This is a genomic window from Afipia massiliensis (assembly GCF_001006325.2).
Classification (GTDB): domain Bacteria; phylum Pseudomonadota; class Alphaproteobacteria; order Rhizobiales; family Xanthobacteraceae; genus Afipia; species Afipia massiliensis_A.
This window is the reverse complement of the sequence record NZ_LBIA02000001.1, coordinates 1,422,242-1,434,689: the sequence shown is the minus strand read 5'-3', so window position 1 is coordinate 1,434,689 and position 12,448 is coordinate 1,422,242. Positions and strand designations below refer to the sequence as shown.

At 63.3% G+C, this 12,448-nt stretch carries 14 protein-coding genes; 9 read left to right on the top strand and 5 right to left on the bottom strand.

What is annotated here, in order from left to right:
• Positions 1-43: 43 nt before the first annotated feature.
• Positions 44-1,558, bottom strand: a complete 1,515-nt coding sequence (gene ffh / locus YH63_RS06730; RefSeq protein WP_046828267.1) for a signal recognition particle protein — start codon at positions 1,556-1,558, stop codon at positions 44-46.
• Positions 1,559-1,838: 280 nt separating this feature from the next.
• Between ffh and YH63_RS06725 the strand changes: the two genes are divergently transcribed.
• The gene (locus YH63_RS06725) at positions 1,839-2,897 is read left to right on the top strand and encodes an MBL fold metallo-hydrolase (protein WP_046828268.1); all 1,059 of its coding nucleotides are present in this window, start codon (positions 1,839-1,841) and stop codon (positions 2,895-2,897) included.
• A 179-nt stretch (positions 2,898-3,076) separates the two neighbouring features.
• On the opposite strand, the gene YH63_RS06720 is transcribed toward YH63_RS06725, so the two are convergent.
• Both YH63_RS06720 and YH63_RS06715 read right to left on the bottom strand, forming a co-directional pair.
• Complete coding sequence (locus YH63_RS06720) at positions 3,077-3,781, bottom strand: SIMPL domain-containing protein (RefSeq protein WP_046828269.1); 705 nt, start codon at positions 3,779-3,781, stop codon at positions 3,077-3,079.
• A 48-nt stretch (positions 3,782-3,829) separates the two neighbouring features.
• Positions 3,830-4,669 (bottom strand): GyrI-like domain-containing protein, encoded by an 840-nt coding sequence (locus YH63_RS06715; protein WP_083992619.1) that lies wholly within the window; start codon positions 4,667-4,669, stop codon positions 3,830-3,832.
• 165 nt (positions 4,670-4,834) lie between these two features.
• Here YH63_RS06715 and dapF point away from each other — a divergent pair, with 165 nt between their 5' ends.
• Together dapF and mtaB are read left to right on the top strand one after the other, a co-directional pair.
• The gene (gene dapF, locus YH63_RS06710) at positions 4,835-5,710 is read left to right on the top strand and encodes a diaminopimelate epimerase (RefSeq protein WP_046828270.1); all 876 of its coding nucleotides are present in this window, start codon (positions 4,835-4,837) and stop codon (positions 5,708-5,710) included.
• A 1-nt stretch (position 5,711) separates the two neighbouring features.
• Positions 5,712-6,962, top strand: coding sequence for a tRNA (N(6)-L-threonylcarbamoyladenosine(37)-C(2))-methylthiotransferase MtaB (gene mtaB, locus YH63_RS06705; protein ID WP_046828271.1), 1,251 nt, complete (start codon positions 5,712-5,714; stop codon positions 6,960-6,962).
• Here the strand turns inward: mtaB and YH63_RS06700 are convergent.
• Entirely contained in the window at positions 6,935-7,129 is a 195-nt protein-coding gene (locus YH63_RS06700) for a hypothetical protein (protein ID WP_137325139.1), read from the bottom strand. The genes mtaB and YH63_RS06700 overlap by 28 nt on opposite strands.
• Here YH63_RS06700 and sppA point away from each other — a divergent pair.
• The 5 genes from sppA (at position 7,128) to trpB (ending at position 11,042) form a co-directional block, all read left to right on the top strand.
• Positions 7,128-8,108, top strand: coding sequence for a signal peptide peptidase SppA (gene sppA / locus YH63_RS06695; RefSeq protein WP_046828272.1), 981 nt, complete (start codon positions 7,128-7,130; stop codon positions 8,106-8,108). The genes YH63_RS06700 and sppA overlap by 2 nt on opposite strands.
• 171 nt (positions 8,109-8,279) lie before the next feature.
• Positions 8,280-8,588, top strand: a complete 309-nt coding sequence (locus YH63_RS06690; protein ID WP_046828273.1) for an integration host factor subunit beta — start codon at positions 8,280-8,282, stop codon at positions 8,586-8,588.
• A gap of 83 nt (positions 8,589-8,671) precedes the next feature.
• Complete coding sequence (locus YH63_RS06685; RefSeq protein WP_137325138.1) at positions 8,672-9,073, top strand: lipopolysaccharide assembly protein LapA domain-containing protein; 402 nt, start codon at positions 8,672-8,674, stop codon at positions 9,071-9,073.
• A gap of 74 nt (positions 9,074-9,147) precedes the next feature.
• Positions 9,148-9,828 (top strand): phosphoribosylanthranilate isomerase, encoded by a 681-nt coding sequence (locus YH63_RS06680; protein WP_046828275.1) that lies wholly within the window; start codon positions 9,148-9,150, stop codon positions 9,826-9,828.
• Positions 9,825-11,042 carry a tryptophan synthase subunit beta gene (trpB, locus tag YH63_RS06675; RefSeq protein ID WP_046828276.1) on the top strand — a complete coding sequence of 406 codons (1,218 nt, stop codon included), beginning with the start codon at positions 9,825-9,827 and terminating at the stop codon, positions 11,040-11,042. Before YH63_RS06680 ends, trpB begins: the two co-directional genes overlap by 4 nt.
• A gap of 88 nt (positions 11,043-11,130) precedes the next feature.
• Here trpB and YH63_RS06670 read toward each other — a convergent pair whose 3' ends face one another.
• Positions 11,131-11,475: an endonuclease domain-containing protein gene (locus YH63_RS06670; protein ID WP_046828277.1), complete on the bottom strand. Its 345-nt coding sequence runs from the start codon at positions 11,473-11,475 to the stop codon at positions 11,131-11,133.
• 72 nt (positions 11,476-11,547) lie between these two features.
• On the opposite strand from YH63_RS06670, the gene trpA reads away from it, so the two are divergent.
• A complete protein-coding gene (trpA, locus tag YH63_RS06665) occupies positions 11,548-12,384 on the top strand; it encodes a tryptophan synthase subunit alpha (RefSeq protein ID WP_046828278.1) in 837 nt (278 codons plus the stop codon).
• Positions 12,385-12,448: the final 64 nt, after the last annotated feature.

Here is a 12,448-nt window from a genome sequence, read left to right as displayed (position 1 = left end):
TCTTCTCCGTTGGTGTGTTTGAATTTCGTGAAAACTGTTTCGGCTATTTCTTCTTGCCGATCCCCGGAAATCCGCCGAGGCCCGGCAGTGTCGGTTTTCCAAGACCTGGAAGGCCCGGAAAATCCTTCGGCAGCGTCGGCGCGCCTTGCGGAATTCCGCCGGGCATCTTCGCCGCCAATTCTTTCATTGCGTCGGCCGACGGCATGCCGCCTCCGCCAAAGCCCATCGCCTGCGCCATGCCCGCCAGCGGGCCGCGCTTGCCCTGACCCATGGCCTTCATCATGTCGGCCATGTTCCGGTGCATCTTGAGCAGCTTGTTGACTTCCTCGACCTTGAGGCCCGCGCCGGCGGCGATGCGCTTTTTGCGGCTGGCCTTGAGGATGTCAGGATTCTTGCGCTCATCGCGCGTCATGGAATCGATCACCGCCATCTGACGCTTCACGACCTTGTCGTCGAGATTCGCGGCCGCGATCTGATTTTTCATCTTGGCGATGCCGGGCATCATGCCCATCAGCCCGCCGAGGCCGCCCATGGTCTGCATCTGCGCAAGCTGATCGCGCAGGTCAGCAAGGTCGAACTTGCCCTTGCGCATTTTCTCGGCGACGCGCGCGGCCTTCTCGGCGTCGATATGCGCCGCCGCCTTCTCGACGAGGGAGACGACGTCGCCCATGCCGAGGATGCGGCCCGCGATCCGCGAGGGATGGAAATCTTCCAGCGCATCGGTCTTTTCGCCGGTGCCGATCAGCTTGATCGGCTTGCCGGTGACGGCGCGCATCGACAGGGCCGCGCCGCCGCGTCCGTCACCGTCCACGCGCGTCAGCACAATGCCGGTGAGGCCGACGCGCTGATCGAAGGCGCGCGCCAGATTGACCGCGTCCTGACCGGTCAGCGAGTCCGCGACCAGCAGCACTTCATGCGGCTTCGCGGCGGTTTTCACCTCCGCGGCTTCGCTCATCATCTCTTCGTCGAGGGTGGTGCGGCCTGCGGTATCGAGCAGCACGATGTCGTAGCCGCCGAGCTTGCCGGCCTGCAGCGCGCGCTGCGCGATCTGCACAGGCTTCTGTCCCGCAACGACGGGCAGTGTTTCGATGGAGAGGTCGCGGCCGAGCACGGCGAGCTGCTCCTGCGCGGCCGGGCGATAGACGTCGAGCGACGCCATCAGAACTTTTTTCTTGTCGCGCTGGGTCAGCCGGCGCGCGAGCTTCGCGGTGGTGGTGGTTTTGCCGGAGCCCTGCAGACCGACCATCATGATCGCGACCGGGGCCGGCGCATTGAGGTCGATTTGCTGGCCGTCGGAGCCCAGCGTTGCGACCAGTTCGTCGTGGACGATCTTGACGACCATCTGGCCCGGCGTCACCGACTTGACCACGGTGGCGCCGATCGCCTGCTCGCGGACCCTGTCGATGAACGAGCGCACCACGTCGAGCGCGACGTCGGCCTCTAGCAGGGCGCGGCGCACCTCGCGCATGGCGGCATCGACATCGGCTTCCGACAGCGCACCGCGCCGCGTCAGCCGATCGAGAATGCCTCCAAGCTTTTCCGACAGATTGTCGAACATGGCCGCGCTGTATCCCGTTGCTCATGTCCCGGTGGGGACGTGAAATTCCAAACACTTTTACGCCCGAGGGCGCACAGCGCTGTCGGGCGTTGGCCTCCGGCATCCAGTGCCGGGCGGCGGGTCGAAAAGAACGTCTTTTCGAGAAGTGCCGGGGTTAAAGCCTCCACAGCCCGAAAAGTCAAGAAAGGACCGAAAAAGGCTGATTCTGGGGCAGGTTGCGATGTACCGTCCGGGAACCTAACTGTTGCCACGATGGGCCGTTTCGGGCCTTTTGGACCCCATGAACGTCACCCGCCGCCGTGTTTTTGGTCTGCTTGCCGGCGCCGCGGTCGCCGTCGGGCTGCCGTCTGTCTGGATCTCCCGCATGAAAACCTACGCCGGTCCGCTGTCCGATCACTTCGACGGAACCTATTTTTTCGACCCCGATGGATCGCCGCCGAAGAAGCTCTGGGAGGTGCTGCGCTGGCAGATCACCAAACAGGCCGCCAGATGGCCCGAGCGCGCGCCGTCGCCCTATGCCGATACGCCGCCGCCGCAGGTCACCGGAGAGAAGGTGCGGTTTTCCTATGTCGGCCACGCAAGCTGGCTGATCCAGACCGCGGGCCTCAACATTCTGGTCGATCCGGTGTGGTCGGAGCGCGCGTCGCCGGTGAGCTTTGCCGGGCCGAAGCGCGTCAACGATCCCGGTATCGCCTTCGACAAGCTGCCGCCGATCGATGTGGTGCTGGTATCGCATGGACACTACGACCATCTCGACGCACGAACTTTGTCGAAGCTTGCCGCAAAGTTTTCGCCGCGCGTGATCACACCGCTCGGCAACGACGTGACGATGGCGTCGAACGACGCGGCGATCCGCGCGGAAGCGTTTGACTGGAATGCGCGGGTCGAGATCGGTAACGGCATGGCCGTCACGCTGGTGGCGACGCGTCACTGGACCGCGCGCGGGCTGTTCGATCGCAACAAGGCGCTGTGGGCGAGCTTCGTGCTGGAGACGCCGGCCGGAAAACTCTACCTCGTCGCCGATTCCGGCTATGGTACCGGCGCGCATTTCCGGCGTGTCCGCGAAACGCACGGCCCGCTGCGCGCGGCGATCCTGCCGATCGGCGCCTACGAGCCGCGCTGGTTCATGCGCGAAATGCACATGAACCCCGAGGATGCCGTGAAGGCGCTGGCCGACTGCGGAGCCGAGATGGCGTTGGCGCATCATCACGGCACGTTTCAGTTGACCGACGAGGCCATCGACGCGCCGGTCAACGATCTGGCGACGGCGCTCGATGCAGCGGGCGTTCAGCGCGACAAGTTCGTCGCGCTGAAGCCGGGTCAGGTGTTCGAGATTTAGTTCGACTCCACTAACTCGTCATGGCCGGGCTTGTCCCGGCCATCCACGTCTTGCTTATGCGGAGTCCGAAGACGTGGATGCCCGGGACATAGGCGTTCTTTAGAACGCCGTTCTTCGAACGGCTATGCCCGGGCATGACGATCGCAATTCGAGATGCACCTCGAATCAATGCAAAAGCACTACTGCGCTTTCTGCTTGATCTCGTAGGACACGCTCACGCTCACGCGCAGGGTTTCCTCGCCCTGCGCCACCGGCGCGGCGGCTGCATCCATCCGCGTGGCCATCTTGCGATAAGGTATCGGACCCGGCGTGGTTTCTTCCGAGATGCTGATCGGCGCGCCGATCGAGATGTTCGCAGCCTTGGCGTAGATCTCCGCCTTGCGCCGTGCATCCGCGATGGCCTCGGAACGTGCGTCGTCCAATAGCTTCGAGGCTTTCGACACCATGAAGCCGATGCCGCTGATCTCGTTGGCGCCGGCGCCGACCAGCACATCGATGGTGTCGGCGACCTTGGTGATGTCGCGAATGGTGACGGTGACGCGGTTACTCGCGCGGTAACCGACAATCAGGAACGGCGCGTTGGCGTTGCGGCTCGGCGCGCTTTGCGGCGACAGCGACAGGCGCGAGGTCTGAATGTCCTTCTCGGCAAGGCCTGCGTTCTTCAGCGCCTGCAGGACGCCGCCCATTGCCTTGTTGTTGGCCTCGGAGGCCTCGCGCGCGGTCTTTGCCTCGGTGGTGACGCCGCTGTCGATCTGCGCCAGATCCGGCGGCACCGAGATCGAGGCTTCGCCGGTGACCGAAACCGTTGGCGGCAATGTTTGTCCAGACGCAGACGAAGCCATGGCGGCAAGAGCTATCGCGGCGATGACGGTACGGGCGCGCATTTATGAAACTCCAGATTCCAATTGAGAGGCAGTGCTTGAGCGGCAACTCTACTTGAGCGGAACGAACACGTTGATGACGAGCTTGTCTTCGGTCGTCGTCAGCGGATCGGTGACGTATTCCTCGATGAACGTATCCTTGGCCTCCTGTTTCTTTTCATCGAGGTGGTTGGTGATCGCTTCATAGGTATTGTCCATGTTGTCGTAGGAGCCGCGATGGACGAATTTCAGCGTCGGGCCTTCGGGCGACGTGCCGATGCTCATGCCCCGGGCGAGATTTTTCGGGTCCTGGTCGACCGGAATTTCGGCCTGATAGGTGAAGCCCGAATCGTCGGTCGAGGTGTAGACGATCAGGGATGAGCCTGCGGGCTTGATGCCCTGCTTGTCGAGAAACCCCGACAGCGTTTTCAGCGACCCCACCAGCGTCTCGAAAGCGTTGTCCCAGGTCGCGCTGCCTTTCAGGATCACGACTTTTCGCGCGGTCAGAGTCTGTTGCTCGCCGAATGAATCGGAGGTTTGCACACTCGGCACCGCGGGCGCGGACGGCGGCGCCTCGGCCGCAGGAGTTGATTGATTGGCCGGTGGGGTCGCAGGGGTTTGCGCGGCTGCCGGAGCTTGGGCGGCGGGCGCTGACGGAGCCGCCGTTGAAACTGACGGTGTGGGTGTTGCCGGTGCGGCAGGAGGCGCGTCAGCGGTTGCCGTTGGCGGGGCGGAGGGGGCAGGTGCTGGCGTTGGAGCCGCCGGTTGGGCCGCGGCGGTCGGACTGGACGGCGGCGACTGGACCGGCCCCGTCACCGATCCCGGATTCGACCCGATGGGCATTTTGGTCCAGACCGCAGCCGCGACGACCAGCGCCAAGGCGACCAGGATGGCAACACGGGTATTACTCATTCGATGGTCTCCGAGGCGTCAGCGGGGGATAAATTTGTCCGGCGGCGAAGCGGACACAGGTTATCACGAACCGCTCGGAACTGGCATGCGTTCGAAACTGGGCAATCGCGAGGCAGGCGTCTACTCTGGCCAAGTCGTTCGGCATTCGCCATATAGGCTGGGATCATGAGCACGCTCGCCAACCATAGCTTCGCCAAGATGAACGGCATCGGCAACGAGATCGTTGTTGTCGACCTGCGCGATTCTGCCGCGACTGTCACCCCCGATGAGGCCCGCGCGGTCGCGTCGCCCGCAGGCGTGCCCTATGACCAGTTGATGGTGCTGCATCCGCCGCGCGTTCAGGGCACCAGCGCCTTCATCCGGATTTACAATAATGACGGCTCGGAAGCCGCGGCCTGCGGCAACGGCATGCGCTGCGTCGCGCGGCAGGTGTTCGAGGAAACCGGCGCGAATGCACTGACGTTCGAGACCCGCGCGGGTCTTCTGAACTGCTGGGCGGGACCGTCTCCCGGTCTTTATACGGTCGACATGGGCATGCCGAAGTTCGGCTGGCAGGACATTCCGCTGGCGGAGGAATTTCGCGACACGCGCTACATCGAATTACAGATTGGGCCGATCGACGCGCCGATCCTGCATTCGCCGTCGGTCGTCAGCATGGGCAACCCGCACGCGATCTTCTGGGTCGATGACATCGAAGCCTACGATCTCGAACGCTTTGGGCCGCTGCTCGAAAATCATCCGATTTTCCCGGATCGCGCCAACATCACGCTCGCCCATGTCGTGGACCGCGAGCACATCGTCATGCGCACATGGGAGCGTGGCGCCGGTTTGACCAAGGCCTGCGGTTCGGCTGCCTGCGCGACCGCGGTGGCCGCGGCTCGCCTGAAGCGCACCGGGCGCACCGTTCACATGACGCTTCCTGGTGGGGAACTCACCATCGAATGGCGCGCGCAGGACGATCACGTCCTGATGACTGGTCCGGCAGCGTTCGAGTTCGCAGGGCGTTTCGATCCGGCGCTGTTCGCTACCAGCGTCGCCTGAGATGACCGTCGATGTCGTCACCTTCGGCTGCCGTTTGAATACCTTCGAGTCGGAGGTGATCCGGCGCGAAGCGGAAAGCGCGGGCCTTCAGGACGCCATCGTCGTCAACACCTGCGCGGTCACCAACGAGGCGGTCGCCCAAGCGCGCCAGACCATCCGAAAACTCCGGCGCGATCGGCCCGATGCGCGCATCGTCGTGACCGGCTGCGCGGCGCAAACCCAGACGCAGATGTTCGCGCAGATGGTTGAGGTCGACCGCGTGCTGGGCAACGACGACAAGATGCGCAGCGCCGCGTGGCGCGACACCCGCGCCGCGTTCGAGGTGCCGGGGGACAAGATCGCCGTCTCCGACATCATGGCGGTCACCGAGATGGCGCCGCATCTCGCCGCCGGGTTCCAGCGCGGTCTGCCGCGTGTTTTCGTGCAGGTGCAGAACGGCTGCGATCACCGCTGTACGTTCTGCATTATCCCCTATGGCCGCGGCAATTCGCGCTCCGTTGCGATGGGCGCCGTGGTCGATCAAGTGCGGGCGCTGGCCGAAGCGGGTCACGCCGAGATCGTGCTGACCGGTGTGGATCTGACCAGTTACGGCGCGGATTTGCCGGGTGCGCCTAGACTCGGGACGCTGACGAAGCAGATCCTCAAGCATGTCCCGGACCTGAAGCGGCTGCGCATTTCATCGATCGATTCCATCGAGGCGGACCGCGATCTGCTCGATACCATCGCGACGGACGAGCGGCTGATGCCGCATCTGCATCTGTCGCTGCAGGCCGGCGACGATCTCATCCTCAAGCGCATGAAGCGGCGACATTCACGCGCCGACGCCATCGATTTCTGCCGGCAGGTCCGCCGGTTGCGCCCGGACATTGCATTCGGCGCCGACATCATTGCGGGTTTCCCGACCGAAACCGAAGAGATGTTCGCGCGCTCGCAGGACCTCGTGGACGAATGCGATCTGACATTCCTCCATGTATTTCCTTATTCACCGCGTCCCGGCACGCCGGCGGCGCGGATGCCGCAGGTCGATGGCCGCGTGATCAAGGATCGCGCGCGGCGGCTGCGCGCAAACGGCGAGGCCGCGTTGCGACGGCGACTTGCATCGGAAGTCGGAATGACGCGCGACGTCCTGATCGAAAGCGCCACTCAGGGACGGACAGAGCATTTTATCCCCGTCGCGGTGGCGGATGGTGTGCAAGGCGCTGTGCATGCGCTCAGGATCTCGGGTCACGACGGCGCGCGTCTGATTGCGTAAGTATTGGGCGCAAATGCAGCCGCCTTGTTATCTTCAAATTGCGTTGCAATTGATGTATTGAGTTTACCATGCATCAAGGCTGCACCCGCAAAAGCGCGGGATAACTTTTCAGAGCAACGATCTTCATGGTCGTTGCAAAGTATCTGATGCTTGAGGAGAAAATCCATGTCGCTCGATTCCGATGTGATCGTTGATCGCCGCCGTATTCGCCGCAAGCTGACGTTCTGGCGGGTGGTGGCGGCACTGGGCGTCATTGCCGCGGTGGTTGCGATTGCGGCATTCATGTCGCCGTCGGCGCGCACCGCAGTCACCGGATCGAATGCGATCGCGCGGGTGAAGATCGACGGCTTGATCCGCAGCGATCAGACACGCGTCGAAGCGCTGGAGCGGCTGGAGAATTCATCCGCGGTGGCGGTCATCGTCCACATCAACTCACCCGGCGGCACGACGGCCGGTTCAGAACAGCTCTTTGACGCGCTGACCCGCCTCAAGGCGAAGAAGCCGCTGGTCGTGGTGGTGGAAGGTCTCGCCGCGTCGGGCGGATATATCGCCGCACTGGCATCGGACCAGATCATCGCCCAGCAAACCTCGCTGGTCGGTTCGATCGGCGTCCTGTTCCAGATTCCGAATGTGACGGACCTGCTCAAGACCGTCGGCGTCAAGGTCGAGGAAGTGAAGTCGTCGCCGCTCAAGGCGGCGCCGAACGGTTACGAGCCCACCAGCCCCGAGGCGCGCGCCGCGCTCGATGCGCTGGTGAAGGATTCCTACGCTTGGTTTCGCGGTCTTGTGAAGGATCGCCGCGGCATGGATGACGCAACGTTACAGACCGTGGCGGATGGCCGCGTGTTCACCGGCCGTCAGGCGGTGGGTCTCAAGCTGGTCGATCAGCTTGGCGACGAGAAAACCGCCGTGGCGTGGCTGGTCGCGCAAAAGAAAGTTGGCGCGGGCGTGCCGGTGAAGGATTTCAAGCTCTCTCCGCGCTTCGGCGACATGACTTTCCTGCGGGCGACCGCATCCGTCGCTCTCGATGCGATGGGGCTGGGGGCGCTTTCGCGGCAGTTCGAGCAGTCCGGCGTCAGTCAGGCCGTCGACCGCTTCGGTCTCGATGGCATGCTTGCGCTGTGGCATCCATCTCCGGCGAATTGACCGTGATGAATCCGGTTTCAGTCGTTCTTCACCGCATTGCGGTGGCGGGACCAACAACGAATTCCGGCGTTTGTCACGCGATTTAGCCTTGTCACACTTTGAATTAGCGACTTGACAGTTCAAGGCTTTTTCAAGGAAATGTCTAACCGCACGTCACGGGCCCAGTACTCAATGATCAAATCCGAACTCGTTCAGCGCATCGCCGAGCATAACCCGCACCTCTATCAGCGGGATGTCGAGAACATCGTGAACGCAATTCTCGACGAAATCGTTGCAGCGCTCGCACGTGGCGATCGCGTAGAACTGCGTGGTTTCGGGGCTTTTTCGGTAAAGCACCGTCCTGCGCGCGCAGGCCGCAATCCGCGCACTGGCGCGCATGTTCCTGTCGAGCAGAAGAGCGTGCCGTTCTTCAAGACCGGCAAGGAAATGCGCGAGCGGCTCAACCGCGACGAGGCGGGGGACCCAGCCGCGGCGACCTGATCCGGCGGGCTGTAACGATTCCAAAGAGCGGTCGCTCACATTTCGTCGCGCTGCCTTGAGTGAGAATCTGTCGCGAGGACGCCATGCTCCGGAAAATTTTCAACGTCCTGGTGATCCTGCCGCTTGCGATCCTGTTCGTTGTGTTCGCGGTTGCGAACCGCCACATCGTCACGCTGTCGTTCGATCCGTTCAACTCCAGCGACCCGGCGCTCGGCGTCTCGCTGCCGCTGTTCGTTGTCATCATCGTCGTCGCCATGTTCGGGGTCATCGCCGGAGGTGTCGCGACCTGGTTCGGCCAGCGCCACTGGCGCCGCGCGGCCCGGCTGCATGAGGCGGATGCGCGTCATGCCCGCGCCGAACTGGCGGCCCAGCGGGAGCGGGCGCTGGCTGCGGCGGCCCGCGAGGGGCAGGTTCCGGCGCTGAGCCCCGGTCTGGCCCCGCAATATCTGGCCGTCGGGCGAGACAAGCACGGCGCGGCGTTGTAGAACCCGCCGATCACCCCAAAGCCTGCGGCCTGACGCTTCGAACTCCGGCCTGTGGCGGAACCAGCCCTGAGACCATGGCACTTGCGGTAAAAATTTGCGGCCTGTCCACGCGCGAGACCCTTGAGGTCGCGCTGGATGCTGGTGCCGACATGGTGGGCTTCGTGTTTTTCGAGGCCTCGCCCCGCCACGTCACGCTCGGCACCGCCCGCGAACTTGGCGGGCTGGTGAAAGGTCGCGCCATCAAGGTGGTGTTGACGGTCGATGCCGACGACGCCACGCTTGAGAACTGCATCGACGCCGTGCAGCCGGGATTGCTGCAGCTTCATGGCTCGGAAAGTGTCGCGCGGGTGCGCGACATCAAGCAGAAATTCGGATTGCCGGTGATGAAGGTGCTGTCGGTGGCGACAGCCGCCGATCTGGCCGGCCTTCCCGGCTACGCGGCGGTGGCCGACCGCATCCTGTTCGATGCGCGCGCGCCGAAGGACGCCACCCGTCCTGGCGGTCTGGGTGTGCCGTTCGACTGGCACTTGCTTGAAAACATCAAGCTGACGATCCCGTTCATGGTCGGCGGCGGTCTCAATGCCGGCAACATCGCCGAGGCCATCCGCGTGACCCGTGCCGGCGGTGTCGATGTGTCGTCCGGCGTGGAAAGCGCGCCGGGCGTGAAAGATCCCGAGATGATCCGCACCTTCATTCGCGCCGCGCGCGAAGCGGCGGGTGCGACGGCCTCTTCGAAGATTGCGAGCAGCGTATGAACTTGCCTCTCCCCAACTCCTTCCGTACCGGCCCTGATGAGCGCGGGCACTTCGGTATTTTCGGCGGACGCTACGTCGCCGAAACGCTGATGCCGCTGATCCTCGATCTGGAAAAAGCCTATGCGGATGCCAAGGCCGATCCGTCGTTTCAGAAGGAAATGAACGGCTACCTGAAGGATTACGTCGGCCGGCCGTCGCCGTTGTATTTCGCAGAACGCCTGACGGAACATCTCGGCGGCGCGAAGATCTACTTCAAGCGCGAAGAGCTGAATCACACCGGCTCGCACAAGGTCAACAACGTGCTCGGCCAGATCATGGTCGCGCGGCGCATGGGCAAGAAGCGCATCATCGCGGAAACCGGCGCGGGTCAGCACGGCGTCGCAACCGCCACGCTGTGCGCGCGCTTCGGGCTCGAATGCATCGTCTACATGGGCGCGGTCGACGTCGAGCGGCAGCAGCCGAACGTGATCCGCATGGAAATGCTGGGCGCGAAGGTCGTGCCGGTGCAGGTCGGTGCGCGCACGCTGAAGGATGCGATGAACGAAGCGATGCGCGACTGGGTAACCAATGTCGCCGACACGTTTTATTGCATCGGCACGGTGGCTGGTCCGCATCCCTATCCGATGATGGTGCGCGATTTTCAGTCGATCATCGGCACCGAGACTCGCGCGCAGATGCAGGAGGCCGAGGGCCGCCTGCCGGATTCGCTGGTCGCCTGCATCGGCGGCGGCTCCAATGCGATGGGGCTGTTTCATCCGTTCCTTGATGACCCCGGCATCGAGATTTTCGGCGTCGAGGCGGCGGGGCATGGCCTCACCAATCTTCATGCGGCGTCGATCGCGGGGGGCCGTCCCGGCGTGCTGCACGGCAATCGCACTTACTTGCTGATGGATGACGACGGCCAGATTCAGGAAGGTCACTCGATCTCCGCAGGCCTCGACTATCCCGGCATCGGCCCCGAGCATTCATGGCTGCACGAAACCGGCCGCGTCACCTATCTGTCGGCCACTGACGAGGAAGCGCTCGCTGCTTTCCAGATGCTGTCGCGGCTTGAAGGGATCATTCCCGCGCTGGAGCCTGCGCATGCCATTGCGAAAGTGATGGAGCTCGCGCCGAAGCGGCCGAAGGATCACCTGATGGTGGTCAACCTGTCCGGTCGCGGCGACAAGGACGTGCCGCAGGTCGGCGACATTCTCAAAGGTAAAAAGAAGTGACCACGCCGTTCGCTATGGGCGGAATGCCTTCCCTTCACCTCTCCCCGGCGGGGAGAGGTCGGCTGCGCAGCAGCCGGGTGAGGGGTGCTCAATCATTGTTCAATGTAAGTTCAATCATATCCAGCACGCCATTTACGTTGTCGTATATGTCCTGGTTCGACACGCGTACGACGTGGAAGCCGCAAGTATTCAGGACCTGCGTGCGCTCTTGGTCGGCCAGGACTTCCGACGGTTCACCGTGGGTCACGCCGTCAACTTCGACGATGAGCTTTCCGTCGAGCGTTACAAAATCCACGATGTATCGCTCGATGGGATGCTGGCGGCGAAATTTCCAGCGGGCCAGTCGTCGATCTCGCAATGCCTGCCATAATTTACCTTCCGCGCTTGTTTGCGAGGCGCGAAGGCTTCGTGCTCTTGCTTTGAACTTCTCCATCCCCCTCACCCGGCCACTTCGTGGCCGACCTCTCCCCGGCGGGGAGAGGTACAGCACGGCTCGTATCGTATCATGACCACGCGCATCGACACACGTTTCGCCGAACTGAAGAAGGAAGGCCGCGCCGCGTTCGTCACCTTCTTGATGTGCGGCGACCCGGATCTGGCGACCTCGCTGGAAATCATCAAGGCGCTGCCGAAGGCCGGCGCTGACATCATCGAACTCGGTATGCCATTCACCGATCCGATGGCCGACGGTCCCGCGATTCAGGCCGCGGGCCTGCGCGCACTGAAGGCTGGCACCACGCTGAAAAAGACGCTCGGTGTGGTGCGTGATTTCCGCAAGGACGACGCCACGACGCCGATCGTGCTGATGGGTTACTACAATCCGATCTACATTTACGGCGTCGATAAATTTCTCGCCGACGCGAAATCCGCCGGCGTCGACGGCCTCATCATCGTCGATCTTCCGCCGGAGGAAGATACCGAGCTTTGTATTCCGGCGATGAAGGCGGGACTGAATTTCATTCGTCTCGCCACGCCGACCACGGACGACAAGCGGTTGCCCGCCGTGCTCGCGAACACCTCGGGCTTTGTCTATTACGTCTCGATCACCGGCATCACCGGCTCCGCCAGCGCCGATACCGCGCAGGTGTCGTCAGCGGTCGCACGCATCAAGCGCCACACCCGGTTGCCGGTCTGCGTCGGCTTCGGCATCCGGACACCGGAGGCTGCTGCGGAAATCGCGCAGGCGGCGAATGGTGCGGTGGTCGGCTCGGCATTGATCGATGCCTTGCGCGCGACGCTTGATTCGGAGGGCCGCGCCACGGCGAAAACGGTTCCTGCGGTCGCCGATCTCGCAGCAGCGCTGGCGCAGGGCGTGCGCGGCGCAAAACAGGCGGCGGAATAGCTCTTTCTTCCCCTCTCCCCTTGTGGGAGAGGGTGCCGAACCGCATTTATGCAGCGTCCCGAAT

Excerpts from the sequence above, each read along its gene's own strand:
- trpB (WP_046828276.1), top strand. The coding sequence starts at position 9,825 with ATGAACTTGCCTCTCCCCAACTCCTTCCGTACCGGCCCTGATGAGCGC.
- YH63_RS06720 (WP_046828269.1), bottom strand. The coding sequence starts at position 3,781 with ATGCGCGCCCGTACCGTCATCGCCGCGATAGCTCTTGCCGCCATGGCT.
- mtaB (WP_046828271.1), top strand. The coding sequence starts at position 5,712 with ATGACCGTCGATGTCGTCACCTTCGGCTGCCGTTTGAATACCTTCGAG.
- sppA (WP_046828272.1), top strand. The coding sequence starts at position 7,128 with ATGTCGCTCGATTCCGATGTGATCGTTGATCGCCGCCGTATTCGCCGC.
- YH63_RS06685 (WP_137325138.1), top strand. The coding sequence starts at position 8,672 with ATGCTCCGGAAAATTTTCAACGTCCTGGTGATCCTGCCGCTTGCGATC.
- trpA (WP_046828278.1), top strand. The coding sequence starts at position 11,548 with ATGACCACGCGCATCGACACACGTTTCGCCGAACTGAAGAAGGAAGGC.
- YH63_RS06670 (WP_046828277.1), bottom strand. The coding sequence starts at position 11,475 with ATGGAGAAGTTCAAAGCAAGAGCACGAAGCCTTCGCGCCTCGCAAACA.
- YH63_RS06680 (WP_046828275.1), top strand. The coding sequence starts at position 9,148 with ATGGCACTTGCGGTAAAAATTTGCGGCCTGTCCACGCGCGAGACCCTT.
- ffh (WP_046828267.1), bottom strand. The coding sequence starts at position 1,558 with ATGTTCGACAATCTGTCGGAAAAGCTTGGAGGCATTCTCGATCGGCTG.
- YH63_RS06725 (WP_046828268.1), top strand. The coding sequence starts at position 1,839 with ATGAACGTCACCCGCCGCCGTGTTTTTGGTCTGCTTGCCGGCGCCGCG.
- YH63_RS06715 (WP_083992619.1), bottom strand. The coding sequence starts at position 4,669 with ATGAGTAATACCCGTGTTGCCATCCTGGTCGCCTTGGCGCTGGTCGTC.
- dapF (WP_046828270.1), top strand. The coding sequence starts at position 4,835 with ATGAGCACGCTCGCCAACCATAGCTTCGCCAAGATGAACGGCATCGGC.
- YH63_RS06700 (WP_137325139.1), bottom strand. The coding sequence starts at position 7,129 with ATGGATTTTCTCCTCAAGCATCAGATACTTTGCAACGACCATGAAGAT.
- YH63_RS06690 (WP_046828273.1), top strand. The coding sequence starts at position 8,280 with ATGATCAAATCCGAACTCGTTCAGCGCATCGCCGAGCATAACCCGCAC.